The sequence below is a fragment of the Streptomyces sp. NPDC055254 genome, from assembly GCF_053606025.1.
Genome location: NZ_JBSGQV010000002.1, coordinates 204,109 through 231,042, shown reverse-complemented (window position 1 = coordinate 231,042; position 26,934 = coordinate 204,109). Strand labels below are relative to the sequence as shown.

The window sequence follows — 26,934 nt, the reverse complement described above, 5'->3', positions numbered from 1 at the left end:
GCCTCAGGGGCGGGTGCGCCAGGGAAGCTCGGCGGTGACCGTCGTACCGACCCCGGCGGGGGAGTCGACCACCAGGACCCCGTCCACCGCGTCCAGCCGGTCCGCCAGCCCCGCCAGCCCCGTGCCGGCCGTGAGCGGGCCCGCCCCGCCCCGCCCGTCGTCGGCGACCTGGATCAGCAACCGCTCCCCGGACTTCCACACGTCCACCGACGCCGACCGCGCCCCCGCGTGCTTGCTCACGTTCCGCAGCAGCTCCGAGACCGTGAAGTACGCGATGCCCTCGATCGCCTCCGCCGGCCGGGCCGGCAGCTCCACCGCCACCCGTACGGGCACGGCGCACCGGGAGGCCACCGACGACAGCGCCGCGTCCAGCCCGCGATCGGTCAGCACGGCCGGGTGGATCCCGCGCGCCAGGTCCCGCAGCTCCTGGAGGGCGATCTTCACCTCGCCGTGGGCCTCGTCCACCATGCGCGCGCCGACCCGCGGGTCCTCCAGCAGCTTCTCCTTCGCGAGCCCCAGATCCATGGCCAGGGCCGCCAGCCGGGCTTGCGCGCCGTCGTGCAGATCACGCTCGATGCGCCGCAGATCGGCCGCGGCGGTGTCCGCGACCACCCCGCGGTCGGACTCCAGCTCGTGGACGCGGCTGTCCAGCCGGGACGGCCCGAGCAGCCCGTCGACCATGACCCGGTCGACGGCGGTCAGGGCCCGCAGCACCCAGGGCGTGGCGAGGGTGATGAGCAGCCCGGCCAGGGCGGTGGCGCAGACGGCCGCCGGAGAGTCCAGGTAGAAGGAGTACGCGTCGTTCTGGAACACCATGAGACCGGGCTGGTCGGTGAAGGCGGGGAACACCCAGAACCAGAGCGGGTACAGCAGCATGGACCAGCCCGTCGTCCAGAGCGTCAGTGCCAGGCAGAAGCCGAACAGCGCCCAGGGGAAGTGGATCACCGAGTACAGCACGTGCCGCCAGGCGCTGCCGCTCTTGAGTACCGCTCCCATGGCGGCGATCGCGCCGCCCTTGCGGGCCCGTACGGGTGCCGGGTCGCCGACCCGGGCCCCGAGCAGGGTGCGGACCCGGGCCCGCTCCAGATGCCCGAAGCCGCGGCACATGGCCAGCACGCCCGCCAGGACGGGGATCCCGAGGAAGGTCACGAGCAACCCGGCCCCCAGGCTGACGCCGGTGACCGCGAGCGAGAAGTACAGCGTGCTGAGCGGCAGCCCGACCAGCACGTACCCGAACTCCCGCCAGGTCCTGCCCTCGACCGGCGCCCGCAGCACGGAACCGATGCCGGTGCCCTTGCCGTTGTCCATGATCCCGACCCGCCCTTCACGTCTTCTCGTCCCACCCACCCTGCCGCGCCCCCACCCCCCGAACCATGCGGCGAGTCGGCCTGTCCACCGGGGGGTTATCCCCACCCCCACCACCCGCCGAGACCGCGCAGAACGACGAGCCCGCGCCCCGAATCGCCGACGACCGAGGACCGCGAGGGACGGCGGCCCACGGGCTGAACATCCGGCGAGCCATCCAGTCGGCATCCGGCGGGCCGGCCAGTCCGCCTCGGGCAGGGCCGGCCGGTCGGCTCCGGCAGGACCGGCCCGTCCGCCTCCGGCAGGGCCGGCCGGTCCGCCTCGGGCGGGGCGGGCCCGTCCGCCTCCGGCAGGACCGGCCCGTCCGCCTCCGGCGGGACCGGCCCGTCCGCCTCCGGCGGGGCCGGCCAGCGGACCCGCCCGTCGGGCCGGTCCGGTCCGGCCGGCACTTCTCCGGAACAGGCGGGCCGTAGTAGCCGGAGCAGCGGACGAGTCGGCCGTAGCGCCGCCTCAGAAATGCCACGGCGGCGGAGGGCCGCCATCTCCCCCCCACCGGCCCCGCGCCCCCACCCCCGGCGCGGGGCTGCGCCCGGCGGTGCCCCGCGCCCCGGGCCCGGCGGTGCCCCGCGCCCGCGCACGGCCGGGCTGGGAACCGAGGTCCCGCACAGGCCGGCGCCCTGCCTGGCCCCACGGGGAACGGGCACCACCCGGAACCGAGCCCGGGCCCGGCGGGGCCCCGCGCCCGCGCCCGGCCGGGCTGGGAACCGAGGTCCCGCACAGGCCGGCGCCCTGCCTGGCCCCCCGGGGGGATCGGGGCACCGCCCAGAAGCGAGCCCGCGCCCGCGCACGGCTCGGGCCCGCGCACGCCCGCGCCCGCGCACGGCCGGGCCCGCCCGCACGAAGCCGCCGCGTCCTCGCCCGGGGCGGGAGCCACCCGTCCCGCCGGCGGAGCCACCCCGTCCCGCCCGGCGGAGCCACCCCGCAGGGGCTACCGCCCCGCCCGGTCCCGCCACGGCAGCTCCGCCGTGACCACGGTCCCCCCGCCCTCCGGGGAGTCCAGCACGAACACCCCGTCCACCGCCCCCAACCGCTCCGCGAGCCCGGCCATCCCCGTCCCCCCGGACATCCGCGCCCCACCCCGCCCGTCGTCCGACACCCGGATCAGCAGCCGCGCCCCCGACCGCCAGACCTCCACGCCCGCGCCCCGCGCCCCCGCGTGCTTGCTCACGTTCTGCAGCAGCTCCGACACCACGAAGTACGCGATGCCCTCGATCGCCTCCGCCGGCCGGGCCGGCAGATCCACCGCCACCTTCACGGGCACCACGCACCGCGACGCCACCGACGACAGCGCCGCGTCCAGCCCCCGGTCGGTCAGCACGGCCGGGTGGATCCCGCGGGCCAGGTCCCGCAGTTCCTGGAGCGCCAGCTTCACCTCCCCGTGGGCCTCGCCGACCATCGCCGCCGCGCCCTCCGGGTCCTCCAGCAGCTTCTCCTTCGCCAGCCCCAGCCCCATGGCCAGCGCCACCAGCCGCGCCTGCGCCCCGTCGTGCAGGTCCCGCTCGATGCGCCGCAGGTCCGCCGCCGCCGTGTCGACCACGACACCCCGGTCCGACTCCAGCTCCGCGATCCGCCGCTCCAGTTCGTCCGAGGGCGACAGCAGGCCCCGTACCATCGCGCGGTCCGCGTTCGCCAGCCCGCGCACCAGGTACGGCAGCACCGGCCACAGCACGAACAGCCCGGTCAGCGCGATACTGAAGGTCAGAACCCCCCACGGCAGCCGGACCAGCTCGTACAGCACCGTCCGCCAGGCCACCGGGTCCTTGATCCCCGCCCACAACCAGGGGAAGAACCCCCCGGCCCGCCGGACGCCGGGGAGCGGGGTCGGCTCCTCGACCCGTACGCCCAGGAGCGCCCGCGCCCGCGCCCGTTCCAGCCGTCCCAGCTGCCGGGACACGAACAGACCGCACGCGAGCAGAGGGAGTCCGACGGCGGTCACGGACAGACCGCCCGCAGTGGAGACCATGAAGACCGTGTAGACGAAACCGACGATCGCCAGCGGCAGATTGCTCAGCAGATGCGCGATCTCCTTCCACGTCACGGCGTCGAAGGCGGCGCGAACCGGGGGAGGCCGGTCATTGCCGGTGCTCTCGGAGGACTGGGTGATCACGGTCATGCGGCACAGCCTGTCAAGCGCGCCCCGCTGATGCCATGGGGTGGCCGGGGTGCTGTGAACGGGGGATAACCCCACCCCGTGGGAGGCAGGCCCTAGACTCCCGTGCGTACCAGATCGTCGACAGTGGCCGAGGAGCGAGGAACGGACGTGCCCGAACAGACGGTTTCGACCGCAACCGTGCTCGCGGCGGACTACTTCCGGAGTTATTCGGTCGTCGGCCTGCTGGCCGTCCTCGGTGTGCTCTTCGTGGCCGTGGCCTTCGGCGCCGGCCGCCTGCTGCGCCCGGTGGTCCCGACCCCCGAGAAGCTGCTGACGTACGAATGCGGTGTGGACCCCGTCGGCGAGGGCTGGGCGCACACCCAGGTCCGCTATTACGTCTACGCCTTCCTCTACGTCGTCTTCGCTGTCGACTCGATCTTCCTCTTCCCGTGGGCGACGGTGTTCGCCGCCGCCGGTTACGGCGCCACGACCCTGGTCGAGATGTTCATCTTCCTGGGGTTCCTGGCCGTCGGCCTGCTCTACGCGTACAAGAAGGGCGTCCTCGAATGGACGTGACACCGCAGCCGCAGCCGCAGCCGCAGCCGCTCCCGGAGCCCAAGCGCCTGGGAGTGCTCTCGCGCCTCGCGCCGGAGCCGATGAAGGTGGTCCTCAACTGGGGCCGCCGGTACAGCCTGTGGGTCTTCAACTTCGGCCTCGCCTGCTGCGCGATCGAGTTCATCGCCGCCTCCATGGCCCGGCACGACTTCATCCGCCTCGGCGTCATCCCCTTCGCACCGGGGCCCCGCCAGGCCGACCTGATGATCGTCTCGGGCACGGTGACGGACAAGATGGCCCCCGCCGTGAAGCGGCTCTACGAGCAGATGCCGGAGCCCAAGTACGTCATCTCCTTCGGCGCCTGCTCCAACTGCGGCGGACCGTACTGGGACTCGTACTCGGTCACCAAGGGCGTCGACCAGATCATCCCGGTCGACGTGTACGTACCGGGCTGCCCGCCGCGCCCCGAGGCGCTGCTCCAGGGCATCCTCAAGCTCCAGGAGAAGATCGCCCGCGAGTCGCTGGCGGAGCGCTACGCGGCGGACCCGTCCGTCGCCCAGCTCACCAGCGGCCTCGTCTCCCCGCCGCCCGCCCCGGGGGCCGGCGCGTGAACCTCTACGACTCCCTCCCCGACGCGGCGGCGACGGTCTTCGGCGCCGAGGCGCTCGCCGAGTTCTCGTACGACGTCCTCACGGTCGACGTACCGGTCGGCTCGTGGATCTCCGCGCTGGAGATCGCCCGGGACAAACTGGGCTGCACCTACTTCGACTGGCTGAGCGCGGTGGACGAGCCGGGCACCGGCTTCCGGATCTGCGCGCACGTCGTGTCGCTGGAGAACAAGCGCGTACGCCGGCTGCTGCTGCGCACGACCGTCCCGCACGGCGCGCCGTCCCTGCCGTCGGCCGTCGCCGTGTACGCGGGCGCGGAGTGGCACGAGCGCGAGACGTTCGAGATGTTCGGGGTGGTCTTCACCGACCACCCGCACCTCGTTCCGCTGCTCCTCCCCGAGAACTTCGAAGGCCACCCGCTGCGCAAGGACTTCGTCCTGGCGGCGCGCGTCGCCAAGGCCTGGCCGGGAGCGAAGGAGCCGGGCGAGGGCGCCGACCCCGACGGCCCGAAGCGCCGCCAGATGCTCCCGCCGGGCGTCCCGGACCCCAACGACTGGGGCCCGCTCAAGGGGCAGCTCCCGCCGGCCCCGACCCGCCCGGCCCGCACCCCCCGCGCGGCCGGCGCCGCCCCCCGCGAGGGCGCCCCCGCGCGCCGCACCCGCTCGGCCGCGGAGGCCTCGGCCCCCCGACCGACCACGGAGACCCCGCAGCGCGGCGCCCCCTCGGCCCCCGACGCCCCCGCAAGCCGGCCCCCGACCACGGACACCCCGCGGACGGCGGCGACCCCGCCGCGCCGCAGCCGCTCCACGGCCGACGGCTCCGCGAGCCAGGCCGAGCCCGCGCCGGAGCCGGGCGAGACCCCGGAGGCCACCGCGCCGCAGGCCGACCCGACCCCGGCCGCCCCGCGGACGGCGGCGACCGCTCCGCGCCGCAGCCGCTCGACGGCCGACGGCTCCGCGAGCCAGGCGGCGCCGCCGGACCCGGACGCCCAGGCAGACGCACCCCAGCCCCCCGGCAGGCCGCAGGCCACCCGCCGGGCAGCGCCCCGCAGCGCGGACGCGCCCTGGCACGACCCGAAACCCGCCTTCGAGGAGCCCCCGGCCACCCCGAAGCCCGAACCGGAGGCCCAGCCCGCCCCGACCCCCGGGCCGAAGTCGAAGGCGACCCCGGAGGCCGAGCCCGCCCCGACCCCCGGGCCGGAGGCCGAGCCCCCGTCCACCCCGACCTCCGGGCCGGAGGCCAACCCCACCACCGACACCGGAGGCGACGCGTGAACGACGTCCTCGACGTCGCCCTGCGGCTGATCGTCGTCTTCGCCGTCTTCCTCGTGCTCCCGCTCGTCGTCGGGCAGACCGAGCACAAGGTGATGGCCCACATGCAGGGCCGCCTCGGCCCCATGTACGCGGGCGGCTTCCACGGCTGGGCCCAGCTCGTCGCCGACGGCGTGAAGTTCGCGCAGAAGGAAGACATCGTCCCGGCCAACGCCGACCGGCGGATCTTCCAGCTCGCCCCCGCCGTCGCGCTCCTGCCCTACCTCCTCGTCCTTGTCGCCATCCCCATCGGCCCCGGCGAGGGCGCCGTCGGACAGGTCATCGACGCCGGGCTGTTCTTCGTACTCGCCGTCATGGGCGTCGGAGTCCTCGGCTCCCTCATGGCCGGCTGGGCCTCCGCCAACAAGTTCTCCCTGCTCGGCGGCCTCCGCACCGCCGCCCAGCTGCTCGCCTACGAGCTCCCCATGCTGCTCGCCGCCGCCTCCGTGGCCATGGCCGCCGGGACGGTGTCGCTCCCCGGCATCGTCGAGGCCTTCGAGTGGTGGTGGCTGCCCTGGCAGATCGCCGGCGCGCTCGTCTTCTTCACCGCCGGCCTCGCCGAACTCCAGCGGCCCCCCTTCGACATGCCCGTCGCCGACTCCGAGATCATCTTCGGCGCGTACACGGAGTACACCGGCCTGCGCTTCGCCCTGTTCCTGCTCGCCGAGTACGCCGGCATCGTCGTGCTCTGCGCCCTCACCACCGTCCTGTTCCTCGGCGGCTGGCACGGCCCGTTCGGCGCCGACGGCCTCGGCTGGGTCTGGACCCTCCTCAAGACCGCGGTCCTCGCCTTCCTCGTGATCTGGCTGCGCGTGAGCTACCCGCGGCTGCGCGAGGACCAGCTCCAGAAGCTCGCCTGGACCGTACTCATCCCGCTCGCGCTCGCCCAGATCGCGCTCACCGGCATCGTGAAGGTGGCGATCAACTGATGCCCATGCCCGGATCCGGCCTCGCCAAGGGCCTCGCCGTCACCCTGCGCACGATGACGAAGCGCGCGCACACCGCCCAGTACCCCGAGGTCCAGCCCGAGCTCCCGCCCCGCAGCCGCGGGGTCATCGGCCTGTTCGAGGAGAACTGCACGGTCTGCATGCTGTGCGCCCGTGAATGCCCCGACTGGTGCATCTACATCGACTCCCACAAGGAGACGGTCCCGGCGTCCACCGCCGGTGGGCGCGAGCGCAGCCGCAACGTCCTCGACCGCTTCGCCATCGACTTCTCCCTCTGCATGTACTGCGGCATCTGCATCGAGGTGTGCCCCTTCGACGCCCTCTTCTGGTCGCCGGAGTTCGAGTACGCGGAGACCGACATCCACGAGCTGACCCACGAGCGGGACAAGCTCCGCGAGTGGATGTGGACCGTCCCGGCCCCGCCCGCCCTCGACCCGGCCGCCGAGGAACCGAAGGAAGTCGCCGCCGCCCGCAAGGCGGTGGAGAAGGCCGAGGCAGCAGCCGCCGCCGCAGCGGCTGCCGCAGCGGCCGCCGCCGAGCCCTCCGCCACCGAACCGCCGACCACCCCCGCCCCGGAGGGAGACGCGTGACCCCCGCCGCCACCCTGGCCGCGGCCACCACGGCCGGGCCCGGATTCCTCTCCCCGACCGGCGTCGAGGTCGCCTTCGTCCTCGTCGGCCTCGCCACCCTCGGCGCGGCCCTCGTCACGGTCACCACCAAGCAGCTCGTGCACGCGGCCCTCTGGCTGGTCGTCGCGCTCGGCGGCATCGCCGTCGAATACCTGCTGCTGACCGCGGAGTTCATCGCCTGGGTCCAGGTCCTGATCTACCTCGGTTCCGTGGTGGTCCTCCTCCTCTTCGGACTGATGCTCACCAAGGCACCCATCGGCCGCTCCCCGGACGCCGACTCCGGCAACCGGTGGGTCGCGCTCGGCGTCGCCTCGGTCTCGGCCGTCGCACTCGTGTGGGTCGTCGTCGACGCCTTCCGCACGACCTGGATCGACCTCGACGGCCCCGTCCAGGGTTCGACGAAGGTCTCCGGCGAGATCCTCTTCCAGCACTGGGTGCTGCCCTTCGAGGCGCTCTCCGTCCTCCTCCTCGCGGCCCTCATCGGCGCCATCGTGCTGTCCCGGCGGGGCGGCCCCACCGCGCCGGCCGGCGACGCCGACGCCGGTACGGCCGCCGGCCCCGGTACGGCCGCCGACACCGGTGACAAGAAGGGCCAGCGCTGATGCACCTCGCCTACCCCGCCGTGCTCGCGGCGCTCCTCTTCTGCACGGGCCTGTACGGAGTACTCGCCCGCCGCAACGCCATCCTGGTCCTGATGTCCGTCGAGCTGATGCTCAACGCCGCCAACCTCAACCTGGTGGCCTTCGACGTGTGGCTGCGCGACACCCTGCACGCGGGCCAGGCCCTCACCCTCTTCACCATCGCCATCGCCGCCGCCGAGATCGGCATCGGTCTCGCGATCGTGCTGATGGTGTACCGGAACCGGGGCACCTCGGACGTCGACCGGCTGCGCGACACCGCCGAGGGCCACGAGCCCGACCCCAGCCACCGCACCACCCGGCCGGAGGTCGCCGCGTGAGCACCACGACCCTGGCCGTCCTCGTCCCCCTGCTCCCCTTCCTGGGCGCGGTGGCGGGACTGCTCCTCGGCCGCACCGCCCCCGGCTTCGTCCGGCCGCTCGCGATCCTCCCGACCCTGGCCGCCGCCGTGCTGGCCGTGCTCGTCGCCGTCCGCCAGGGCGGCGGCCGTCCGATCGACACGGCGACGGAGCTGACCCCGACCGGCTCCGTACCGATCGAGCTCTCGCTCCACCTGGACGGCTTCGCCGTGCTGGTCGCCGTCCTCGTCGGACTCGTCGCCACCTGCGTACAGCTCTACTCGACGGCGTACCTCCGCGAGGACCCGCGCTACCCGTCGTATGCCGCTCTGGTCTCACTGTTCACCTCCGCCATGCTGCTCGTCGTCTACTCCGGCGATCTGATGGTGCTGCTGGTCGGCTGGGAGATCATGGGCATCTGCTCGTACTTCCTGGTCGGCCACTACTGGGAGACCGAGGCCGCCCGGTCCGCCTCCCTCAAGGCCTTCCTGGTCACCAAACTCGGCGACGTCCCCTTCCTCATCGGCCTGTTCGCGCTCGCCACCGATGCCGGCTCCTTCCGGATCACCAAGATCCTCGACACCGTCGCCGCGGGCGGACTCGACCACCCGACGCCGATCGCGCTGCTCCTGCTCGCCGGTGTCGCCGGCAAGTCCGCGCAGTTCCCGCTGCACACCTGGCTCCCCGACGCCATGGCGGGCCCCACCCCGGTCTCCGCGCTGATCCACGCCGCGACCATGGTCGCCGCCGGTGTCTACTTCATCGCCCGTCTCCTCCCCGTCTTCACGGCGTCCGGCGCCGCACTGGTGGTCATGGCCGTCATGGCGGCCGTCACGATGATCGGCTCCGGCCTGGCCGCCCTGGCCCAGGACGACATCAAGCGGGTGCTCGCCTACTCCACGGTCGGCCAGCTGGGCTACATGATCGGCGCCCTGGCCGTCGCCGACCGCGGCGCGGCCGTCTTCCACCTCCTGTCCCACGGCGCCTTCAAAGCCCTGCTGTTCCTCGGCGCGGGCGTGATCATCCACGCCGCCGGTACGAACTCCCTGGCCGCCATGTCCCGTACGAGCGGCCTGGCCAAGCGCATCCCCGACGCCTTCTGGACGATGACGATCGCGCTGCTCGCGCTCGCCGCCTTCCCGCCCTTCGCCGGCTTCTTCTCCAAGGAAGCCGTCCTCGTCGCCGCCGAGCGCGCCGCCACCGGTCACTCGGAGTCCGCTCCCGGCGCGGCCGGCTGGCTGGTGCTCGTCGCCGGCGTGCTGACCGCGCTGCTCACCGCCGCCTACGCCACCCGGCTGTGGCTGATGGCCTTCCGCGGCCGGGGTGCCGAGGCTCCCGACCACGGCAAGGAACCCATGGCCATGACCGGCGTGCTCTGGCTGCTGGCGATCCCGTCGATCGCCTTCGGCGTCGCCGCGTGGCCGATCGCCGACTGGTTCGACGGCGGTCAGCTCGTCCCGACCGCGGCCACCTCGCTCCTCGGTACGGGCGCGGCCGTCATCGGCGCCCTGCTGACCTACGGCCTCTGGCAGCGCGCCACGGCCAAGGCCGCCACGGCCCCCGCCCCCACCGGCCGGGCCACCGCGGACGCCGCGGTGCCCGCTTCCGTGGCCGCCGCCGTGTCCGCCGCGGAAGCCCCCGAGGTCGCCGAGGTCACCCACGAGCACCCCGCCGTCCCGGCCACCCCGGCCCCCGACCCCGGACGCGCCCTGCTCGGCCCCCTGCACCGCCACGCCGCCGACGGCTTCCACCTCGACGCCCTCTACGACCGGCTGTTCGTACGCCCCGTCCGCGGAGCCGCGAGCCTGGTCCGCTTCCTCGACCGCGAGGTCGTGGACACCTACGTCCGCGGCGCGGGCACCGGCACCCGGCTGATCGGCAGCCTCGTCCGCCGGGCCCAGACCGGCAACGTGCAGAGCTATCTGAGCGCCCTGCTCGCCGGCGCCGTGGTCCTGGCGATCGCCACCGCCGTCCTCGCCAACGTCAACGCCGGATCGTGAGCCGTGAGTCAGCCGTGATTGATATCAGCCCGTCCGTGATGCAGTTCCTTCTGGCGTTCATCGTGGCCGCACCGCTCCTGGGCGCCGCCGCGGCCCTCCTGCCGCCCCCGCCCGGCCTCAAGGGCCGCAGCCCCGAACAGGCCGTCCTGCGCCACGGCGTGACCGTGACCGGCGTGATCCTCGCCGCGGCGATCGCCCTCACCCTGGGCTTCGACCACCACGCCCCGTCCCGCTTCCAGGCGACGACGGACATCAGCTGGATCCAGGCGTTGAACGTCCGCATCCACCTCGGCATCGACGGCATCTCGCTCCCCCTCCTCCTGATGACCGCGCTGCTGTTCTTCCTCTGCGCGCTCTACAGCTACTTCAAGCTCCCCGCGGGCCCCTCCGCGAAGGCCTTCGTCGCCCTGCTCCTCGTGCTCGAATCCGGCACCCTCGCCACCTTCGCCGTCCTCGACCTGCTGCTCTTCTTCCTCGCCTTCGAGATGGTCCTCATCCCGATGTACTTCCTCATCGCCCGCTGGGGCGGTGCTCAGCGGCAGGCCGCCGCCTGGAAGTTCATCCTCTACACCCTCCTCGGCTCCGTGGTCATGCTGCTCGGTCTGCTCCTGATCGGCCTGAAAAGCGGCACTTTCGACATGGTGGCACTCGCCTCTGACAACGGCCGCGAACTGAGCCGGACCACCCAGCTCCTGGCCGTCCTCGCCATCGGCGTCGGCCTCGCCGTGAAGACCCCGATGTGGCCCCTGCACAGCTGGCTCCCGGACGCCCACACCGCCGCTCCCACCGTCGGCTCGGTCCTGCTCGCCGGGGTCCTGCTCAAGATGGGCACGTACGGGTTCGTCCGCATCCTGCTCCCCGCCACCCCCGACGGCATGGCCGCCTTCGCCCCCTACCTGGGCGCCTTCGCCGCCGTCGGCATCGTCTACGGCTCCCTCGCCTGCCTCTCGCTGGCCCGCAGGGGCAACAAGGGCGACCTCAAGCGCCTCATCGCGTACTCCTCCGTCGGCCACATGGGCTTCGTCCTCCTCGGCATCGCGACCATGACCCCCACCGGCGTCAACGGCGCGCTCTTCGCCAACGTCGCCCACGGCCTGATCACCGGCCTCCTCTTCTTCCTCGTCGGCGCCCTCAAGGACCGCTACGGCACCGCCGACCTCGACACCCTCGCCGGGGCCACCGGCGCCGCCCTCTACGGCCGCGCCCCCCGCTTCGGCGCCTTCCTCGCCTTCGCCGCCGTGGCCTCGCTCGGCCTGCCCGGCCTGGCCGGGTTCTGGGGCGAGATGCTGGCCCTGTTCGGCGCCTTCGACCCCGCCGAGGGCCTCTCCCGGCCCGCCTTCCTCACGTACACCGCCCTCGGCGCGTTCGGCACCCTGCTCACCGCCGCCTACCTGCTGATCGTCGTACGGCGCGTCTGCATGGGAGACCCGAAAGCCCATCCCGAGCCCGCCGTCGCGGACATCCGGCGCTACGAGTTCGCCGCCTGGACCCCGCTCGTGGTCCTCACCGTCCTCGCCGGCCTCTGGCCCGCGGTCCTCCTCGGCCTCACCGACCCGGCCGTCCAGAAGCTCCTCGCAGGAGGCAACTCATGACGGCCATGACGGCCCTGACCGCCCTGACGCTCGCGTCGGGCCCCGCCGCCGAGACGCCCGACCTGGTCCAGTCCGTCGACTGGCAGGCCATCGCACCCGTGGTCGTCACCGCCGTCGTCGGCCTCGCCGTCCTGGTCGCCGACCTGTTCGTGCCCGAGCGCCGCAAACCGCTCCTCGGCTGGATCTCCGTGGCCGGCCTGGCCGCCGCGACCGCCACCCTGCTGCCGCTGCGCGCCGGCGACCGCACCACGTTCTGCCTGACCGGCGACCCCACCGCCTGCAGCTACACCGCCGACCACTTCACGCTCGTCGTCCAGTTCCTGGTGCTGGCCGGCGCCCTGGTCACCGCGCTGCTGTCGGTCACCGCCGTCCGCGAGACCCGCATGCCCGCCGGGGAGTACTGGTTCCTGCTGCTCTCCTCCGCCGCCGGCGCGGCCCTGCTGCCCGCCTCCCGGGACCTCGCCACCCTGATCGTCGCCCTCGAAGTGGCCTCGCTGCCCGCCTTCGCGCTCGTCGGAATGCGCCGGGGCGACCGCCTCTCCTCCGAGGCCGCCCTCAAGTTCTTCCTCTCCTCCGTCACCGCCACCGCCGTCTCCCTCCTCGGCGTCGGCTTCGTCTACGCCGCCACCGGATCCCTGCACCTCACCCAGGTCGCCGACCGGCTCGAAGACGTCCCCGGGCAGCTCGACACCCTGGCCATGGCCGGTGTCGCGCTGACCCTCGTCGGCTTCGCCTTCAAGACCGCGGCCGTCCCCTTCCACTTCTGGGTCCCCGACACCTACGTCGGCGCCCCGCTGCCCATCGCCGGGTACCTCTCGGTGATCGGCAAGGCGGTCGGTTTCACCGGCCTCGTCCTCGTCACGGTGATCGCCTTCCCCGCGTACTCCGACATCTGGGGCCCGGCCCTCGCCGTCCTCGCCGCACTCACCATGACGGTGGGCAACGCCGGCGCCCTGCGCCAGTCCGCCGACCGCCCGAACAGCGCCGTGCGGCTGCTGGCCTGGTCCTCGGTCGGCCAGGCGGGCTACCTGCTCGTCCCGATCGCCGCCGCCGCGTACTCCGGGCGGGACCAGATCGGCGCCACCGTCGCCTACGCCCTCATGTACGCCGCCGTGAACCTCGGCGCCTTCGCCGTGGCCGCGCTCGTCGCCCGTACGAAGCCCCTCCACCGGATCAGCGACTACCGCGGCCTGTACGCCGAGCGCCCCCTGGCCGCCCTCTCCCTGGCCTTCTTCCTGCTCTGCCTGGCCGGCCTGCCGCCGGGCATCATCGGCCTCTTCGCCAAGGTCACCGTCTTCCGATCCGCCGTCGACGCGGGCCTGGGCTGGCTGGCCGTCGTCATGGCGGTCAACGTCGTCGTCGCCCTGTACTACTACCTGCGCTGGACGGCCCTGCTCTTCCGTACCCCGCAGGAGGCCACCGGAGCCACCGCGGCCACCGGAGCCACCGCGGGAGCCGGGGCCGCCGCGGGAGCCCGTACGAAGGCGCCCTGGCCGGTCACCGCCGCCATCGTGCTCACCGCGGCCACGGCGGTCGTGCTCTCCGGCGCCCCGCAGCTGGTCCTGCGCTTCGCCTCGGGCAGCCTCTTCCCGCAGTGACCGGTCCCGCGCCCGCACGGCCGAAACCCGTACGGAGCAACGCCGACAGCCGCCCCGCCACCCCCGCCGCACGGGGGGCGGGGCGGCCGTGCGCCGGGAACCAGACGCCCTCACCTCGCGTTGACCAGGAAGGGAGGGTCCACTGGACCGTAGACCCTCAGACCCTGACGGGGCTCCCCTGCCGCACCACAAGGAGGGCGTACCGTGCACCGCCGGCACAACGGGCTCAAGACCGCCGTACTCCTCGGCGGCCTGTCCGCACTCATCATCGCCATCGGCAGCTTCTTCGGACGGGGCGGCCTGATCGTCGCCGTCCTCATCGCCCTCGGGACGAACGCGTACGCGTACTGGAACAGCGACAAGCTGGCTCTACGCGCGATGCGCGCCCGCCCCGTCAGCGAGTTCGAGGCACCCGCGCTCTACCGCATCGTGCGCGAGCTCTCCACGTCCGCGCGCCAGCCGATGCCGCGCCTGTACATCTCGCCGACCGAGGCGCCCAACGCCTTCGCCACCGGCCGCAATCCGCGCAACGCCGCGGTCTGCTGCACGGAGGGCATCCTGCGCCTCCTCGACGAGCGCGAGCTGCGCGGCGTGATCGGACACGAGCTCAGCCACGTCTACAACCGCGACATCCTGATCTCGTCGGTCGCCGGAGCCCTCGCCTCCGTGATCATGTTCCTGGTGAACTTCGCCTGGCTCATTCCCGTCGGCCGCTCCAGCGACGACGAGGGCCCCGGCCTGTTCGGCATGCTGCTGATCATGATCCTGGGCCCGCTGGCCGCCTCCGTGATCCAGCTGGCCATCAGCCGCTCGCGCGAGTACGAGGCGGACGCCTCCGGCGCCCAACTCACCGGGGACCCCCTCGCCCTCGCCGGCGCCCTGCGCAAGCTCGACGCGGGCACCAAGCAGCTCCCGCTGCCGCCGGAGCCCCGGTTGGAGACCGCGAGCCACATGATGATCGCCAACCCGTTCCGTCCGGGCGAGGGCCTTTCTAGGATGTTCTCGACCCACCCCCCCATGGCCGAGCGCATCGCCCGGCTCGAACAGATGGCAGGCCGCCGGCAGTGAACACCATTCTGAACGTCATTTGGCTCGTACTCAGCGGTATCTGGCTGTTCCTCGGCTACTGCCTCGCCGGTGTGATCCTCTGCATCACCATCATCGGCATCCCCTTCGGAATCGCCGCCTTCCGCATCGCCGTCTACGCCCTGTGGCCCTTCGGCTACACCACGGTCGAGCGCCGCGACGCGGGCGCCGGCTCCTGCGTCGGCAACGTCCTGTGGCTGGTCCTCGCGGGCTGGTGGCTGGCCCTGGGCCACATCGTGACGGGCATCGCGCTGTGCGTCACGATCATCGGCATCCCGTTCGGCATCGCCAACTTCAAGATGGTCCCGCTCTCCCTGCTGCCGCTGGGCCGTGAAATCGTCCCGACCGACGCGCCGTTCGCCGCCCGCTGACGGAGGCTCGGTACGCGCTTGCCGTCCTCGGTCGAGTTGTCCACAGCCGAGTTGTCCACAGGGGGAGCGCGCTGTCGGTGGTCTCGTTCACCATGAAGGCATGAACGAGACCGAGCAGTTGCTGGAGCAAGTCGCCGAGCACGTCGCGGACCGCGTGCGCACGTCAGCGCCCGGGCGCGGAAGCACCCTGCCCGCGCCGCTGGGCGCCGGGGAGATCGCCCGGGCCGAGGGCATACTCGGCCACCGCGCCGCCGCTGCTCGGCGCGCTCTGCACCCGCGTGGGTCACGGCGGGTTCGGGCCGGAGTACGGCCTGCTGCCGCTGCCTGATTCTGCGAGGAGTCCGGCCCGGGGGAGGAGGGCGACGTGGAACCGCGCCCCTGGGTCGAGTTCAGATCCCGGATCTAAGTGCCCCGAACGCCAGTACCGAGGCCCCCACGACGGCCGACGCGAGGGGCAGCCTCGCGGCCGGCACCGCACAGCCGGACAGCCCGAGGGCTGCCACGGCCCGACCCTTGACAGCTGAATCGAGAGTCCACGCGGAGGCGTTCGCGATCGCGTAGGAGACCGGCACCTCGAAGGAAGAGAAACCGATCGCACCCCGCAGATCGGCGGTGGCCGCGAGCACCGCCACGACCGCACCCACGGCCGGTTCGGCATGGCGCGGCACCTGATGCCGGAGGTGTACGAAGGCCGGCGCACGGGGGAGGTGGCCGCCTCGGGTCATCGCCAGGGCCGTCCGCGACACCCCGAGTACGAGGGCGAGCAGTGAGCCCGGCGCGGCGAGGGGCGCGCCCACCCGGACGGCCGGGGCCAGTTCGGGCCGGCCGGCCGCCCGGTCGGCGTCCACGAGCGGGGCCGCCGACCGGGCCCACCCTTCCGCACCCAGCGCCGACAACGCCGCCACCCACGTCGGCGTACCCGAGCAGGGCGATCCCCTGCCCCGCATTCGGCCCGCGCCGTGAGTTCGTGCAGCCCCGCCGGCTCGGCCAGGATCTGCCCCGGTGCCTCCAGCCCGCTCAGGGCGTAGACCTGCCCCGCGATCAGCACGATCCCGCCCGGCGAGCATCCCGTGCACGACGGCCAGGGAGGTCGCCCGGAACCACCGCCCGAGCCGGAGCACCCCCATGCCCAGCTGGACCAGGCCGGCCGCAAGGACCAGCACCCCGAGCGCGGGCAGGCCGCGCACGGCCCGGGCACACCACCGCACCCCCGTGAACCACCGCGGCCCGGCGGTCGGTGAAGACCGCCGGGCCGGCGTGGAGTCAGGTCGGGACCTGAGGTCAGCGGTAGTTCACGTACTGGATCGCGAAGTCCAGGTCCTTGCCCTTGAGGAGGGCCTGGATGGCCTGCAGGTCGTCGCGGCTCTTGGAGCTGACGCGCAGCTCCTCGCCCTGGACCTGGGCCTTGACGCCCTTGGGACCCTCGTCCCGGATGATCTTCGCGACCTTCTTGGCGTTCTCCTGGGAGATGCCCTCTTCGATCGTCGCGAAGATCTTGTACTCCTTGCCGGACAACTGCGGCTCGCCGGCGTCCAGCGCCTTGAGCGAGATCCCGCGCTTGACCAGCTTCGTCTCGAAGACGTCGAGGACGGCCTTGACGCGCTCCTCGGAGTTCGCCTCCATCAGGATCTTCTCGCCGGACCAGCTGATGGTCGCGCCGGTGCCCTTGAAGTCGTAGCGCTGCGAGAGCTCCTTGGCGGCCTGGTTGAGGGCGTTGTCGACCTCCTGCCGCTCGACCTTCGAGACGATGTCGAAACTGGAGTCGGCCATGTGCTGTGGCTCCTTGAAGTCGGTAGTGACGGCCCCGGAGGGCGCGGCCGGACATCCCCGGACCGCTCCGCAAAGCCTAGCCACCGCGCCCACCCGGAAGGCTGATCAATCCGGTGGCGAACCACCCCCGGGCATCAGGTATCGTTTACGTCGTTGCCAGGGAGCGCCGCCGCGAGGCGGAAAAAATGGCAGCGTCTCTTGGCGGTGTGCCCGAGTGGCCAAAGGGAGCAGACTGTAAATCTGCCGGCTCAGCCTACCCAGGTTCGAACCCTGGCGCCGCCACGCGATGTGAGGCCCCCGTTACTGCGGAAGCGCAGTGACGGGGGTCTTCTCGCATGCCGCGAGCGGTCGCCTGCGGGTACGGCCCCGGGCGCAAAAGCGGTGGTCCGCGCACGAGGGGTCCGGCATGCTGGGCGCATGATCAGCACCAGCCGAAAGGCACATGCCGCGTAAGGCACCCTCGCAGGTCAGGAGAGACCTGCCCGCGCCTGCGTCCCCCAAGGGCGAGCGCGGCGTCATCCCGCGGGTCTCCGCCCGCACCGTCGCCGAGATCCACCGGGTGGAGCGCGTCCGGTACTGGCAGGGTGCGACGTACCGGGCCCTGAACCACTGGCGCCGGACCGTGTACCGGCGCGGGCCCCGGGTCATCTATCCGGCCGTCGACGAATACCTCGGGTGCTGCGACTCGGTGGGCTACTGCCGCGGCACGCTGGAGGTCATGTGCCACCTCCTCTCGCCCCGGGCCCGGCGGGAGCTGCGCGCCGTGCTCGCGCCGCTGGACGAGCGGTTCCTGGCGCGCACGCTCAACGACCCCTGGGCATCGCCGCACGATCCCTGGTGGCGCCGGCGGCTGGAGACTCCGTGAGCACCGGCCGGCAGGACCGGTCGAGGGAACCGCCCGGCCCCTCCCGATCCAGGTCGCCGTACGGGGCAAGGGCCGGCGCCGCTTCCGCCGCCGGCCGTTCGACGCCCGGGCCTGCCCCCGACCGCATCGTCAGGGTCTCCTGTTCGTTCACCGGGCGTGAAATGGACATCTGACACCCGGGGAATGGTCGGCGGCGGCGTGCTCGTCGCCCTGCTCGGCGCCGGCATCCCGGCCCTGGTGGGGGCGGCCCTCGACACGCAGGTGGGGGACCCCTACCAGGAGACCCGGCTGTACTTCGGCACCGAGCGCCCCGGCGGCCGTGACCCCATCGGCGAGGGGGAGTTCCTGCGCTTCCTGGACCGCGAGATCACCCCCGCCTTCCCGGAGGGGTTGACCCTGCACGAGGGGTACGGCCAGTGGCGGGGGAAGGACGGCTCCGTCGTGCGCGAGACCTCCTACGAGGTGGTGCTGCTGTACCCCGAGAAGGAGGCCGACGAGCGCAGCGGCCGTATCGAGCGGATCCGCCGCGCGTACGAGGACCGGTATCAGCAGGATTCCGTCGGGCGCTCCGACGACAGACTGACCGCCGAGTTCTGAACCGCCCGGCCCGAGTGCCGGGCGGGGCGCCGGCCGGGCGGTCGCCCGCCCCGGGGGAGGCGCCTCAGTTGCCGGCCACGTCCTTGACGGCCACCGCCACCGGGGTCGAGCCGGAGACCAGCTCCAGTGTCAGGCCCGCCGTCGCCGGGGTCTCGATCAGCTCGGCGAGCACCGCCGCCACGTCGTCGCGCGGGACCGGGCCGCGCCCCGTACGGGCCTCCAGACGGACCAGGCCCGTGCCGGCGTCGTCGATCAGCGCACCCGGGCGCAGCACCGTCCACTCCAGACCCAGCCGGGTCCGGACGTGCTCGTCGGCCTCGCCCTTCGCGCGCAGGTAGGCGTCGAAGACCTCGTCGCCCTCGTGGTGGGCGTCCGCTCCCATCGAAGAGACCATCAGGAAGCGGCGCACTCGGGCCCGTTCGGCGGCGTCGGCGAACAGCACCGCCGCCCCCCGGTCCACGGTGTCCTTCCGCGCGACACCGCTGCCGGGACCCGCGCCGGCGGCGAACACCGCCACGTCCGCGCCCTGCAGGATCCCCGCGACGTGCTCCACCGAGGCCGACTCCAGGTCGCACAGCACCGGTTCGGCGCCAGCCCCTCTCAGGTCGTCGCCCTGGGCCGGGTCGCGGACGATGCCCGCGACCTCGTACCCGCGCGCGGCGAGCAGGCGCTCCAGCCGCAGCGCGATCTGTCCGTGTCCACCAGCGATGACGATGCGCATGACCCGACGGTACGACGACACGGGCGCCCGCGCCCGGGAACGCACGGCGAACGTCAGCGTCCGGGCTCCGTACGGCCCTGCCGGGGCAGGTCCAGGGCCACCGCCACGGCCGAGTCGCAGTACTCCCGTACGGCACTCGTCCGGGCTACCACCCGCCCGCGGTGGATCACGATCCGGCTGTACGCGAGGGACAGCACGCCCGCGATCCGGTCCCCGCGCACCGCGAGCAGCTCCGCCGGGAAGCCGGCCTCCACCCGCACCTGCGGAAGGCCCATGGCCTCGCGGGCGGCTGCGCTGACGCAGGCGTAGGCCTCGCCCGGCCGGAGCCCGCCCTGCGAGGCCAGCAGGTACGCGGCCTCCAGCGGGTCACCGCGCCCCACCGGGTTCCCCGCGTCCCGCAGGGCCCCGCTGCCGGCCGCCACACGCACCCCGGAGGCCCGTAGCAGCCGTACGGGCGCCGTGCGCAGGCCGCGCCGCTCCAGGGCGGCGCAGTCCCCCTGGGGCAGGCAGGTCACCCGCACGCCGGCCGCGGCCAGCTGGTCGGCGGCGCGGGTCGCCACGTCCAGCGGGAGCCGGGACAGCCCGCCGCAGGGTCCGACGGTGACCCCGGGGCGCAGCCCGCCGGCCATCGCCGCGAGGCGGCAGAGGCGGGCGGGGTCGTCACCGTCCGTATGCAAATCGACGGGACAGCCGTGCTCGGCGGCGAGTTCCAGGACGGCTTCGAGGAAGCCCGTCGGGTCGGGGTCCAGGTCGGGGCAGCCGCCGATCACCGAGGCGCCCATCTTGACCGCGTCGCGCAGCATGGCGCGTCCGTCCGCGCCGGCGACCCCGGTCAGCAGGCGGGGTACGGCCACGGTGGTGAGGTCGGTGAGCCCGCGCAGGGAACGGCGGGCCTGCAGGACGGCCTCCAGGGGGCCCAATCCGTGCACATCGGCGATCCGGACGTGCGACCGCACGGCGGTGGCGCCGTGGCCGAGCTGGAGCAGGGCCGATTCGGTGGCCCGGCGCTGGACCTCGTCGGGGGTGTACGAGACGGGCCCCTCGCCGTCCGCCGTCAGCGCGGTGTCGCCGTGGGCGTGGGGCTCCGCGGGGGCGGGCAGTAGCAGGTAGCCGCCGAGGTCCACGCGGGACAGGGCGGGAGCGGGGAGGCTGCCCGCGGTGCCGACGGCCTGGATGCGGCCGCCGCTCAGGCGGACGTCGACGGTGCGGCCGTCGGTGAGGCGTGCGCCGGCGAGCAGCAGGGTCGTGCCCTGGTCGCGGTCGTGACCGCGGCCGTGTGCGGGTCCGTGGGCGCCGCCCTCACCGCGGCCGTTGCGCGGGGAGTGGAACGGCTGCTGCGGCTGGCTGTCGGACATCGCGCTCCTGCGGTGGCTCGGGCGGTTCCTGGGCCGCGGCCGCAGCGCGCGGCCCAAGATCACGCAGCGTGCTCAGAGCCTAGGGCGCGGCGCACTCCGCTTCACGGAAGAGCGCAATAGTCGTACCGGTGTGGTGCTCACGCGCCCGGGCGCCCCCGGATGCGCCCGGCGGCGACCCGCTCCGTGGCCGCGGCGTGTGAGCCCGCGCACATTCCGGCTCGAAACGGGGCCCGCGGCCGTCGGAGGGATGATCGGAAAGGAGATCCGGACCCCCTCGGAGCCCAGCAACCGCAAAGGATTTGGGCGATGGGCGGGCAACCGTGTAATGTCTTCATCGCTCGCCCCAATAGCTCAGTCGGTAGAGCGTCTCCATGGTAAGGAGAAGGTCTGCGGTTCGATTCCGCATTGGGGCTCTGGTGAGAGAGGCCCCCCATCCTCGGGTGGGGAGCTGATCACATCAAAGCGGCGTAGCTCAGTCGGTAGAGCAAGCGGCTCATAATCGCTGTGTCACCGGTTCAAGTCCGGTCGCCGCTACACACAGTAGCCGATTGCGGGGTCGGTCTCCCGATCGGCTACTCTTTTATGCGTTCATCCGTCCCATATTCCGTCAAGGAGCACTCACGTGGCTGCCACCGACGTCCGCCCGAAGATCACGCTGGCCTGCGTGGAGTGCAAGGAGCGGAACTACATCACCAAGAAGAACCGGCGTAACGACCCGGACCGTCTTGAGATGAAGAAGCACTGCCCGCGTTGCAACTCGCACACCGCGCACCGCGAGACCCGCTGACCCCAGCGAAGTCTCGTTTAACAGGCACCGTCATGAGGTCGTCCCCTTCATCGGGGGGCGGCCTTGTGTCGTTTTCGCGCCCGCCACCGGCGCCCGTTCTCGTGTGTTTCATGTCCCTTCATCAGGAGGTAGTGAGTCATGGCTCTCGACCAGTCCTTCGTGGGGCGGAGCTACCCGCCCACCGATCCGTACGAGGTCGGCCGGGAGAAGATCCGCGAATTCGCGGTTGCGGTGGGTGACGCCAATCCCGTCTACACCGACCCCGAAGCCGCCAAGTCTTTCGGCCACTCCGATGTGATCGCCCCGCCGACCTTCGTGTTCGCCATCACGTTCGCGGCGGCGGGCGCGGTCGTCGAGGACCCGCAGCTGGGGCTGGACTACAGCCGGGTCGTGCACGGCGACCAGAAGTTCGCGTATTCCCGCCCGGTGCGCGCCGGCGACCGGCTCTCGGTGACCTCCACCATCGAGGCCGTGAAGTCGCTCGCGGGCAACGACATCATCGACATCCGCGGCGAGGTCCACGACGAGACCGGCGAGCACGTGGTGACGGCGTGGACGAAGCTCGTCTCCCGCGCCCCCGAGGAGGCCTGACATGGCAGCGCAGATCAAGTACGCCGACGTCGAGGTCGGCACCGAGCTGCCGGCGGCCGCCTTCCCCGTGACGCGCGCCACCCTCGTGCGGTACGCGGGCGCCTCGGGCGACTTCAACCCGATCCACTGGAACGAGAAGTTCGCCAAGGAGGTCGGGCTGCCGGACGTGATCGCGCACGGCATGTTCACGATGGCCGAGGCGATCCGCGTCGTCACCGACTGGGTCGGTGACCCGGGCGCGGTGGTCGAGTACGGGGTGCGCTTCACCAAGCCCGTGGTGGTCCCGAACGACGAGCGGGGCGGCCTGATCGAGGTCACGGCGAAGGTGGCGGTCAAGCTGGACGACAACCGCGTCCGGGTCGACCTGACGGCGATGAGCGCGGGCCAGAAGGTCCTCGGCATGTCCCGCGCGGTAGTCGCCCTGTCCTGACCCCGGCTCCTGTCGGAGCCCCGGGCTCGCCCGCCCCACGGACCCCCGCCCCGGCGCTGCGCCGAGCCGCGGCGGGGCGACCGGGACGCCCTCTACCGCTTCGCCGGCAGCGAGCCCCACCGCTCCGGTTCCCGCGCCGCGGCCGCGCACATGAAGGAGTCGGTCTTCACCTTCTGGACGGTTCCGGCGGCCGAGCTGCCCATCACGTGGGAGGAGGCCGAGCGCCGCCTCGCCGAACAGCAGCGCCCGACCGGCTGAGTCGCGGTCCGTGGCCCCGCAGGGATGCGAGGGGTACGGACCGTACTCTTGTCCACGTGCAGGAACTCCACGACGCCCCCCTCGCCCCGCTGACCACCTTCCGCCTCGGTGGCCCCGCGGCCCGGCTGGTCACCGCGACCACCGACGCCGAAGTGGTCGCCACCGTGCGCGCCGCGGACGCCGCCGGCACCCCGCTCCTGATCATCGGCGGGGGCAGCAACCTGGTCATCGGCGACCGGGGCTTCGAGGGCACCGCCCTGCGCATCGCGACCACCGGCTTCGTCCTCGACGGGACCTCCCTGGAGCTCGCGGCCGGCGAGAACTGGAGCGACGCCGTCGCCCGCACCGTCGAGGCGGGCCTCGCCGGGATCGAGTGCCTCGCCGGAATCCCCGGCTCCGCCGGTGCGACCCCCATCCAGAACGTGGGGGCGTACGGGCAGGAGGTCCGGGACACCGTCACCGAGGTCGTCGCCTACGACCGCATGCGCCGCGAGACGGTCACGCTGACCGCCGCCGAATGCGCGTTCTCGTACCGCGACAGCCTCTTCAAGCACCAGCCCGAGCGGTACGTGGTCCTGCGCGTGCGCTTCGCCCTGGAGGACGCCGGCGGCCTGTCCGCGCCGATCAAGTACCCCGAGACGGCCCGCGCCCTCGGCGTCGAGGCCGGCGACCGGGTCCCCGCCGCCGCCGCCCGCGAGACCGTGCTGCGCCTGCGCGCGGGCAAGGGCATGGTCCTGGACCCGGCCGACCACGACACCTGGTCGGCGGGCTCCTTCTTCCACAACCCGATCCTGACCGACGAGGCCTACGCCGCCTTCCTCGCCCGCGTCCAGGACCGCCTCGGCCCCGACACCGCCCCGCCCGCGTACCCCGCCGGCGACGGCCGTACGAAGACCAGTGCCGCCTGGCTGATCGACAAGGCCGGTTTCACCAAGGGCTACGGCACCGGCCCGGCCCGCATCTCCACCAAGCACACGCTCGCCCTCACCAACCGGGGCGGAGCCACCACCGAGGACCTGCTCGCCCTGGCCCGCGAGGTCGTCGCGGGCGTCCACGCGGCCTTCGGCGTCACCCTGGTCAACGAGCCGGTGACGGTCGGCGTCAGCATCTGAGGAGTCCCGGCCGCCCATGCTCTGTCCCCTGCACGGAGCCGGTACGGACCCCACCCGTCTCGTGGGTCGCACGCTCAGCAGAGTCGTCGCGTCCTGGCACATCAGCGACGGCGAGCGGTCCGAGGCTCCCCTCGACGTCTGGCTGATCGACAGCGTCGGCGACTGCATCCGGATCACCACCGGGTCCGACCAGTGCCTCATCGTGGAGTCCGCCGCGCCGCACGACCCGTACGACATGGGGGAGTGGGGGCGCATCGAGGTCGGCGAGGACCTCGGCGACCACCCCTTCCTGCGGCACCTCGGCGAGACGGTCGCCTCCGTCACCGAGTACGCGCTGCCCGAGCAGGGCCGCACCCACCTGGAGATCGGCTTCCCGGACGGCGGCCGGGTGCGCGCCGACTGCTACGAGGGGGACCTGCGGCTCACCCGGTGAGCCAGTGGTCGATCCCGTCCAGCAGCTTGGCCTGCACGTCCTCGGGCGCGGCCGAACCGCGGACCGATTGGCGGGCCAGCTCGGCCAGCTCCGGGTCCGTGAAGCCGTGGTGGCGGCGCGCGATCTCGTACTGGGCCGCCAGCCGGGACCCGAACAGCAAGGGGTCGTCCGCGCCCAGCGCCATGGGCACCCCGGCGTCGAAGAGCGTGCGCAGCGGGACGTCCTCGGGCCGCTGGTACACCCCGAGGGCCACGTTGGAGGCCGGGCAGACCTCGCAGGTGATCTGGCGGTCGGCGAGCCGCTTGAGCAGCCTGGGGTCCTCGGCGGCCCGTACGCCGTGCCCGATGCGGGCCGCGTGCAGGTCGTCGAGGCAGTCGCGGATCGAGGCCGGGCCGGCGAGCTCGCCGCCGTGCGGGGCCGCCAGGAGGCCGCCCTCGCGGGCGATGGCGAAGGCCCGGTCGAAATCGCGGGCCATGCCGCGGCGTTCGTCGTTGGAGAGCCCGAAGCCGACGACGCCGCGGTCGGCGTAGCGGACGGCCAGGCGGGCCAGGGTGCGGGCGTCGAGGGGGTGCTTCATGCGGTTGGCGGCGATGAGGACCCGCATCCCGAGACCGGTCTCGCGGGACGCCGCGTCGACGGCGTCCAGGATGATCTCAACGGCGGGGATCATCCCGCCGAGGAGCGGGGCGTAGGACGTGGGATCGACCTGGATCTCCAGCCAGCCGCTGCCGTCGCGGACGTCCTCCTCGGCGGCCTCGCGCACCAGGCGGCGGATGTCGTCGGGCTCGCGCAGGCAGGACCGGGCGGCGTCGTAGAGGCGCTGGAAGCGGAACCAGCCGCGTTCGTCGGTGGCGCGGAGTTTGGGCGGCTCGTCGGCGGTCAGGGCGTCGGGCAGGCGGACGCCGTACTTGTCGGCGAGCTCCAGGAGGGTCGATGGTCGCATCGAACCGGTGAAGTGCAGGTGGAGGTGGGCCTTCGGCAGAAGCGTGAGATCGCGTGCGTGCTCCATCCGGTGATCCTGCCGTACGCACGCGCTGAGCGGGAGGGCGTTTTACCTATCGGGGGCTTGCTCGAACGGGAGATCGGGGCTCCGCCCCGCGCCCCGCGCCTCAAACGCCGGCGGGGCTGAACGATCGGGGCTCCGCCCCGCGCCCCGCGCCTCAAACGCCGGCGGGGCTGTAGTGAGGCTCCGCGCTTCGAACGGCGGCGGGGTGGGAGTGCGGACCGGGAACGGGGAGCGGCGGCGCCCCTGTGGGGGAGCCGCCGCTCGGGTCGGGTGGGGCCGGGGGCTAGGCCTTGGCCTCCGCCAGGAGCTTCTGGATGCGGGAGACGCCCTCCACCAGGTCCTCGTCGCCCAGGGCATACGAGAGACGGAGGTAGCCCGGGGTGCCGAAGGCCTCGCCCGGGACGACCGCGACCTCGACCTCGTCGAGGATCAGCGCCGCGAGCTCCACGGAGGTCTGCGGGCGCTTGCCACGGATCTCCTTGCCGAGGAGCTGCTTGACCGAGGGGTAGACGTAGAACGCGCCCTCGGGGGTCGGGCAGACCACGCCCTCGATCTCGTTCAGCATCCGCACGATCGTCCGGCGACGGCGGTCGAAGGCGGTGCGCATCTCGTGGACCGCGTCCAGGTTGCCGGAGACGGCGGCGAGCGCCGCGACCTGGGCCACGTTGGAGACGTTGGAGGTGGCGTGCGACTGCAGGTTGGTCGCGGCCTTCACGACGTCGCGCGGGCCGATGATCCAGCCCACCCGCCAGCCGGTCATCGCGTACGTCTTGGCGACACCGTTCACGACGATGCAGCGGTCGGCCAGCTCGGGGACGATCGTGGGCAGGGAGACGAACTTCGCGTCGCCGTACACGAGGTGCTCGTAGATCTCGTCGGTCAGGACCCACAGGCCCTTCTCGGCGGCCCAGCGGCCGATCGCCTCGGCGTCGGCCTCGCTGTAGACGGCGCCCGTGGGGTTGGAGGGGGAGACGAAGAGGACGACCTTGGTGCGCTCGGTGCGCGCGGCCTCCAGCTGCTCGACCGAGACCCGGTAACCGGTCGTCTCGTCGGCGACGACCTCGACCGGGACACCGCCGGCGAGACGGATGGACTCCGGGTAGGTGGTCCAGTACGGAGCCGGGACGATGACCTCGTCACCCGGGTCCAGGATGGCCGCGAAGGCCTCGTAGATCGCCTGCTTGCCGCCGTTGGTGACGAGGACCTGGGAGGCGTCGACCTCGTAGCCGGAGTCGCGCAGCGTCTTCGCGGCGATCGCGGCCTTCAGCTCGGGCAGGCCGCCGGCCGGCGTGTAGCGGTGGTACTTGGGGTTGCGGCAGGCCTCGACCGCGGCCTCGACGATGTAGTCCGGGGTCGGGAAGTCGGGTTCGCCCGCGCCGAAGCCGATCACCGGGCGTCCGGCGGCCTTGAGGGCCTTGGCCTTGGCGTCGACGGCGAGGGTGGCGGACTCGGAAATGGCGCCGATACGGGCGGACACCCGGCGCTCGGAGGAAGGCGTTGCAGAGGTCATAGGGGCAATCGTCCCAGACCGCAAACAGGGCCCGCACTCCGTTCCGGAGACCGGACGACAGAGACCCCGGATCGGGTTCTGTTCGACGTCAGGGCCCGGACCACGTACACTCACCTGTCGTTGGACCTCACCAGTCGCTCCAGAGCGCGCGCACTCCGTGCACTCGCCCGGATGCGGTAGGTTGAGGGACGCAAAGGGTCGTAGCTCAATTGGTAGAGCACTGGTCTCCAAAACCAGCGGTTGGGGGTTCGAGTCCCTCCGGCCCTGCTCCACACTCCTTCTCGGACGTGTGTGCGCAGGTACGTACTTCTATGCAACGCCGTGCGGCGCAACCGGGCGCGGTACGGCCACGACCCGGATTCAGGTGAGA

The 26,934-nt window shown here is 72.9% G+C and carries 27 protein-coding genes, 4 tRNA genes and 1 pseudogene; 24 read left to right on the top strand and 8 right to left on the bottom strand.

Annotated elements, in window-relative coordinates; translation table 11 throughout:
* Positions 1-3: 3 nt before the first annotated feature.
* Both ACWFQ8_RS03305 and ACWFQ8_RS03300 read right to left on the bottom strand, forming a co-directional pair.
* Positions 4-1,308, bottom strand: coding sequence for a sensor histidine kinase (locus ACWFQ8_RS03305; RefSeq protein WP_453784457.1), 1,305 nt, complete (start codon positions 1,306-1,308; stop codon positions 4-6).
* A 985-nt stretch (positions 1,309-2,293) separates the two neighbouring features.
* Entirely contained in the window at positions 2,294-3,478 is a 1,185-nt protein-coding gene (locus tag ACWFQ8_RS03300; protein WP_453784456.1) for a sensor histidine kinase, read from the bottom strand.
* A 147-nt stretch (positions 3,479-3,625) separates the two neighbouring features.
* On the opposite strand from ACWFQ8_RS03300, the gene ACWFQ8_RS03295 reads away from it, so the two are divergent.
* The 13 genes from ACWFQ8_RS03295 (at position 3,626) to ACWFQ8_RS03235 (ending at position 15,457) form a co-directional block, all read left to right on the top strand.
* The gene (locus ACWFQ8_RS03295) at positions 3,626-4,033 is read left to right on the top strand and encodes an NADH-quinone oxidoreductase subunit A (RefSeq protein ID WP_384539808.1); all 408 of its coding nucleotides are present in this window, start codon (positions 3,626-3,628) and stop codon (positions 4,031-4,033) included.
* Positions 4,024-4,623: an NADH-quinone oxidoreductase subunit B gene (locus ACWFQ8_RS03290; RefSeq protein ID WP_453784455.1), complete on the top strand. Its 600-nt coding sequence runs from the start codon at positions 4,024-4,026 to the stop codon at positions 4,621-4,623. Before ACWFQ8_RS03295 ends, ACWFQ8_RS03290 begins: the two co-directional genes overlap by 10 nt.
* Positions 4,620-5,894, top strand: coding sequence for an NADH-quinone oxidoreductase subunit C (locus tag ACWFQ8_RS03285; protein WP_453784454.1), 1,275 nt, complete (start codon positions 4,620-4,622; stop codon positions 5,892-5,894). The genes ACWFQ8_RS03290 and ACWFQ8_RS03285 overlap by 4 nt, the downstream gene beginning before the upstream one ends.
* The gene (locus tag ACWFQ8_RS03280; RefSeq protein WP_453784453.1) at positions 5,891-6,859 is read left to right on the top strand and encodes a complex I subunit 1/NuoH family protein; all 969 of its coding nucleotides are present in this window, start codon (positions 5,891-5,893) and stop codon (positions 6,857-6,859) included. The genes ACWFQ8_RS03285 and ACWFQ8_RS03280 overlap by 4 nt, the downstream gene beginning before the upstream one ends.
* Positions 6,856-7,467 (top strand): NuoI/complex I 23 kDa subunit family protein, encoded by a 612-nt coding sequence (locus ACWFQ8_RS03275; RefSeq protein WP_453784621.1) that lies wholly within the window; start codon positions 6,856-6,858, stop codon positions 7,465-7,467. Before ACWFQ8_RS03280 ends, ACWFQ8_RS03275 begins: the two co-directional genes overlap by 4 nt.
* The gene (locus ACWFQ8_RS03270) at positions 7,464-8,108 is read left to right on the top strand and encodes an NADH-quinone oxidoreductase subunit J family protein (RefSeq protein WP_453784452.1); all 645 of its coding nucleotides are present in this window, start codon (positions 7,464-7,466) and stop codon (positions 8,106-8,108) included. The genes ACWFQ8_RS03275 and ACWFQ8_RS03270 overlap by 4 nt, the downstream gene beginning before the upstream one ends.
* Positions 8,108-8,464, top strand: coding sequence for an NADH-quinone oxidoreductase subunit NuoK (gene nuoK, locus ACWFQ8_RS03265; RefSeq protein WP_453784451.1), 357 nt, complete (start codon positions 8,108-8,110; stop codon positions 8,462-8,464). Before ACWFQ8_RS03270 ends, nuoK begins: the two co-directional genes overlap by 1 nt.
* Entirely contained in the window at positions 8,461-10,482 is a 2,022-nt protein-coding gene (locus ACWFQ8_RS03260; protein WP_453784450.1) for an NADH-quinone oxidoreductase subunit 5 family protein, read from the top strand. The genes nuoK and ACWFQ8_RS03260 overlap by 4 nt, the downstream gene beginning before the upstream one ends.
* Positions 10,483-10,520: 38 nt before the next feature.
* Entirely contained in the window at positions 10,521-12,074 is a 1,554-nt protein-coding gene (locus ACWFQ8_RS03255; protein ID WP_453784620.1) for a complex I subunit 4 family protein, read from the top strand.
* Positions 12,071-13,672: an NADH-quinone oxidoreductase subunit N gene (locus tag ACWFQ8_RS03250; protein ID WP_453784449.1), complete on the top strand. Its 1,602-nt coding sequence runs from the start codon at positions 12,071-12,073 to the stop codon at positions 13,670-13,672. The genes ACWFQ8_RS03255 and ACWFQ8_RS03250 overlap by 4 nt, the downstream gene beginning before the upstream one ends.
* A 204-nt stretch (positions 13,673-13,876) precedes the next feature.
* On the top strand, positions 13,877-14,740 hold the full coding sequence (htpX, locus tag ACWFQ8_RS03245; RefSeq protein ID WP_453784448.1) for a zinc metalloprotease HtpX: 864 nt from the start codon (positions 13,877-13,879) through the stop codon (positions 14,738-14,740).
* Positions 14,737-15,129 (top strand): YccF domain-containing protein, encoded by a 393-nt coding sequence (locus tag ACWFQ8_RS03240; RefSeq protein WP_453784447.1) that lies wholly within the window; start codon positions 14,737-14,739, stop codon positions 15,127-15,129. The genes htpX and ACWFQ8_RS03240 overlap by 4 nt, the downstream gene beginning before the upstream one ends.
* Before the next feature lie 100 nt (positions 15,130-15,229).
* Complete coding sequence (locus ACWFQ8_RS03235; protein WP_453784446.1) at positions 15,230-15,457, top strand: hypothetical protein; 228 nt, start codon at positions 15,230-15,232, stop codon at positions 15,455-15,457.
* 61 nt (positions 15,458-15,518) lie between these two features.
* On the opposite strand, the pseudogene ACWFQ8_RS03230 reads toward ACWFQ8_RS03235, so the two are convergent.
* Both ACWFQ8_RS03230 and ACWFQ8_RS03225 read right to left on the bottom strand, forming a co-directional pair.
* Positions 15,519-16,065: pseudogene (locus ACWFQ8_RS03230) on the bottom strand (amino acid permease); the annotation flags it as partial.
* Positions 16,066-16,410: 345 nt separating this feature from the next.
* The gene (locus ACWFQ8_RS03225; RefSeq protein WP_453784445.1) at positions 16,411-16,899 is read right to left on the bottom strand and encodes a YajQ family cyclic di-GMP-binding protein; all 489 of its coding nucleotides are present in this window, start codon (positions 16,897-16,899) and stop codon (positions 16,411-16,413) included.
* A 200-nt stretch (positions 16,900-17,099) separates the two neighbouring features.
* Here ACWFQ8_RS03225 and ACWFQ8_RS03220 point away from each other — a divergent pair.
* The 3 genes from ACWFQ8_RS03220 to ACWFQ8_RS03210 all read left to right on the top strand — a co-directional run bounded on the left by ACWFQ8_RS03220 (position 17,100) and on the right by ACWFQ8_RS03210 (position 18,361).
* A tRNA-Tyr gene (locus ACWFQ8_RS03220) sits at positions 17,100-17,181 on the top strand.
* A gap of 160 nt (positions 17,182-17,341) precedes the next feature.
* Positions 17,342-17,764, top strand: coding sequence for a hypothetical protein (locus tag ACWFQ8_RS03215; RefSeq protein ID WP_453784444.1), 423 nt, complete (start codon positions 17,342-17,344; stop codon positions 17,762-17,764).
* A gap of 156 nt (positions 17,765-17,920) precedes the next feature.
* Positions 17,921-18,361, top strand: coding sequence for a DUF3574 domain-containing protein (locus ACWFQ8_RS03210; RefSeq protein ID WP_453784443.1), 441 nt, complete (start codon positions 17,921-17,923; stop codon positions 18,359-18,361).
* A 64-nt stretch (positions 18,362-18,425) separates the two neighbouring features.
* Here the strand turns inward: ACWFQ8_RS03210 and ACWFQ8_RS03205 are convergent, their stop codons facing one another.
* Positions 18,426-19,082: an SDR family oxidoreductase gene (locus ACWFQ8_RS03205; RefSeq protein WP_453784442.1), complete on the bottom strand. Its 657-nt coding sequence runs from the start codon at positions 19,080-19,082 to the stop codon at positions 18,426-18,428.
* A 53-nt stretch (positions 19,083-19,135) separates the two neighbouring features.
* On the bottom strand, positions 19,136-20,437 hold the full coding sequence (locus ACWFQ8_RS03200) for an amidohydrolase family protein (RefSeq protein WP_453784441.1): 1,302 nt from the start codon (positions 20,435-20,437) through the stop codon (positions 19,136-19,138).
* Between the two features lie 340 nt (positions 20,438-20,777).
* Here ACWFQ8_RS03200 and ACWFQ8_RS03195 point away from each other — a divergent pair.
* The 7 genes from ACWFQ8_RS03195 to ACWFQ8_RS03165 all read left to right on the top strand — a co-directional run bounded on the left by ACWFQ8_RS03195 (position 20,778) and on the right by ACWFQ8_RS03165 (position 24,048).
* Positions 20,778-20,850, top strand: a tRNA-Thr gene (locus tag ACWFQ8_RS03195).
* Between the two features lie 48 nt (positions 20,851-20,898).
* Positions 20,899-20,971 (top strand) — tRNA-Met (locus ACWFQ8_RS03190).
* 88 nt (positions 20,972-21,059) lie between these two features.
* Positions 21,060-21,224, top strand: coding sequence for a 50S ribosomal protein L33 (gene rpmG / locus ACWFQ8_RS03185; protein WP_006604855.1), 165 nt, complete (start codon positions 21,060-21,062; stop codon positions 21,222-21,224).
* A gap of 138 nt (positions 21,225-21,362) precedes the next feature.
* The gene (locus tag ACWFQ8_RS03180) at positions 21,363-21,815 is read left to right on the top strand and encodes an FAS1-like dehydratase domain-containing protein (protein WP_453784440.1); all 453 of its coding nucleotides are present in this window, start codon (positions 21,363-21,365) and stop codon (positions 21,813-21,815) included.
* Between the two features lies 1 nt (position 21,816).
* Complete coding sequence (locus ACWFQ8_RS03175; RefSeq protein ID WP_453784439.1) at positions 21,817-22,245, top strand: MaoC family dehydratase; 429 nt, start codon at positions 21,817-21,819, stop codon at positions 22,243-22,245.
* A gap of 254 nt (positions 22,246-22,499) precedes the next feature.
* Entirely contained in the window at positions 22,500-23,615 is a 1,116-nt protein-coding gene (locus tag ACWFQ8_RS03170) for a UDP-N-acetylmuramate dehydrogenase (RefSeq protein ID WP_453784619.1), read from the top strand.
* 16 nt (positions 23,616-23,631) lie between these two features.
* The gene (locus ACWFQ8_RS03165) at positions 23,632-24,048 is read left to right on the top strand and encodes a hypothetical protein (RefSeq protein WP_453784438.1); all 417 of its coding nucleotides are present in this window, start codon (positions 23,632-23,634) and stop codon (positions 24,046-24,048) included.
* Here the strand turns inward: ACWFQ8_RS03165 and ACWFQ8_RS03160 are convergent.
* Positions 24,038-25,057: an adenosine deaminase gene (locus ACWFQ8_RS03160; protein ID WP_453784437.1), complete on the bottom strand. Its 1,020-nt coding sequence runs from the start codon at positions 25,055-25,057 to the stop codon at positions 24,038-24,040. The genes ACWFQ8_RS03165 and ACWFQ8_RS03160 overlap by 11 nt on opposite strands.
* A gap of 280 nt (positions 25,058-25,337) precedes the next feature.
* Positions 25,338-26,564 (bottom strand): pyridoxal phosphate-dependent aminotransferase, encoded by a 1,227-nt coding sequence (locus ACWFQ8_RS03155; RefSeq protein ID WP_453784436.1) that lies wholly within the window; start codon positions 26,562-26,564, stop codon positions 25,338-25,340.
* A gap of 194 nt (positions 26,565-26,758) precedes the next feature.
* Here ACWFQ8_RS03155 and ACWFQ8_RS03150 point away from each other — a divergent pair.
* A tRNA-Trp gene (locus tag ACWFQ8_RS03150) sits at positions 26,759-26,831 on the top strand.
* Positions 26,832-26,934 lie beyond the last annotated feature (103 nt).

Bases quoted from the DNA above. Each gene is read 5' to 3' on its own strand.
- ACWFQ8_RS03215 (WP_453784444.1), top strand. From the start codon at position 17,342: ATGCCGCGTAAGGCACCCTCGCAGGTCAGGAGAGACCTGCCCGCGCCT.
- ACWFQ8_RS03250 (WP_453784449.1), top strand. From the start codon at position 12,071: ATGACGGCCATGACGGCCCTGACCGCCCTGACGCTCGCGTCGGGCCCC.
- ACWFQ8_RS03155 (WP_453784436.1), bottom strand. From the start codon at position 26,564: ATGACCTCTGCAACGCCTTCCTCCGAGCGCCGGGTGTCCGCCCGTATC.
- ACWFQ8_RS03180 (WP_453784440.1), top strand. From the start codon at position 21,363: ATGGCTCTCGACCAGTCCTTCGTGGGGCGGAGCTACCCGCCCACCGAT.
- ACWFQ8_RS03165 (WP_453784438.1), top strand. From the start codon at position 23,632: ATGCTCTGTCCCCTGCACGGAGCCGGTACGGACCCCACCCGTCTCGTG.
- ACWFQ8_RS03235 (WP_453784446.1), top strand. From the start codon at position 15,230: ATGAACGAGACCGAGCAGTTGCTGGAGCAAGTCGCCGAGCACGTCGCG.
- ACWFQ8_RS03200 (WP_453784441.1), bottom strand. From the start codon at position 20,437: ATGTCCGACAGCCAGCCGCAGCAGCCGTTCCACTCCCCGCGCAACGGC.
- ACWFQ8_RS03305 (WP_453784457.1), bottom strand. From the start codon at position 1,308: ATGGACAACGGCAAGGGCACCGGCATCGGTTCCGTGCTGCGGGCGCCG.
- ACWFQ8_RS03205 (WP_453784442.1), bottom strand. From the start codon at position 19,082: ATGCGCATCGTCATCGCTGGTGGACACGGACAGATCGCGCTGCGGCTG.
- ACWFQ8_RS03290 (WP_453784455.1), top strand. From the start codon at position 4,024: ATGGACGTGACACCGCAGCCGCAGCCGCAGCCGCAGCCGCTCCCGGAG.
- ACWFQ8_RS03160 (WP_453784437.1), bottom strand. From the start codon at position 25,057: ATGGAGCACGCACGCGATCTCACGCTTCTGCCGAAGGCCCACCTCCAC.
- ACWFQ8_RS03300 (WP_453784456.1), bottom strand. From the start codon at position 3,478: ATGACCGTGATCACCCAGTCCTCCGAGAGCACCGGCAATGACCGGCCT.
- ACWFQ8_RS03175 (WP_453784439.1), top strand. From the start codon at position 21,817: ATGGCAGCGCAGATCAAGTACGCCGACGTCGAGGTCGGCACCGAGCTG.
- nuoK (WP_453784451.1), top strand. From the start codon at position 8,108: ATGCACCTCGCCTACCCCGCCGTGCTCGCGGCGCTCCTCTTCTGCACG.
- ACWFQ8_RS03225 (WP_453784445.1), bottom strand. From the start codon at position 16,899: ATGGCCGACTCCAGTTTCGACATCGTCTCGAAGGTCGAGCGGCAGGAG.
- ACWFQ8_RS03255 (WP_453784620.1), top strand. From the start codon at position 10,521: ATGCAGTTCCTTCTGGCGTTCATCGTGGCCGCACCGCTCCTGGGCGCC.